At 62.0% G+C, this 392-nt stretch carries 1 protein-coding gene; it reads left to right on the forward strand.

The window, feature by feature from the left end; all coding sequences use genetic code 11:
* A partial coding sequence (locus tag DY467_RS26015) for a histidine kinase dimerization/phospho-acceptor domain-containing protein (RefSeq protein WP_283811834.1) occupies positions 1-392 on the forward strand: 392 nt, incomplete at both ends.

The raw sequence follows: 392 nt of genomic DNA on the forward strand, positions 1-392 counted from the left end.
CGTGCGTTGTCATCGACCCGATCCGGGACGAATCCGGCGATCTGATCGGATACGCAAAGATTACCCGCGACATCACCGAGCGGCGCGAGGCGCAACAGAAGCTTGAACGGGTGCAGGGCGAGCTGGCCGAATCCCGGAAGATGGACGCGCTAGGGCAGTTGACCGGCGGCGTTGCCCACGATTTCAACAACCTCCTGATGTCCTTGATCGGCATTGCCCGGCGCATCAAGAAGTTGTCCGACGACGACCGCATCTTGGAGACGGTCGAAGCGCTGGAGGCGGGCATCAAACGGGGTTCCAGCCTGACGCGGCAACTCCTGACCTTCGCGCGCCGACAGCAGCTTAACCCTGTCGTGCTCGACGTTTCGGACACGGTCGGCTCAATGCATGAG

Origin of the sequence: Rhodopseudomonas sp. BR0G17 (assembly GCF_010907025.1) — a bacterium.
Classification (GTDB): domain Bacteria; phylum Pseudomonadota; class Alphaproteobacteria; order Rhizobiales; family Xanthobacteraceae; genus Rhodopseudomonas; species Rhodopseudomonas palustris_H.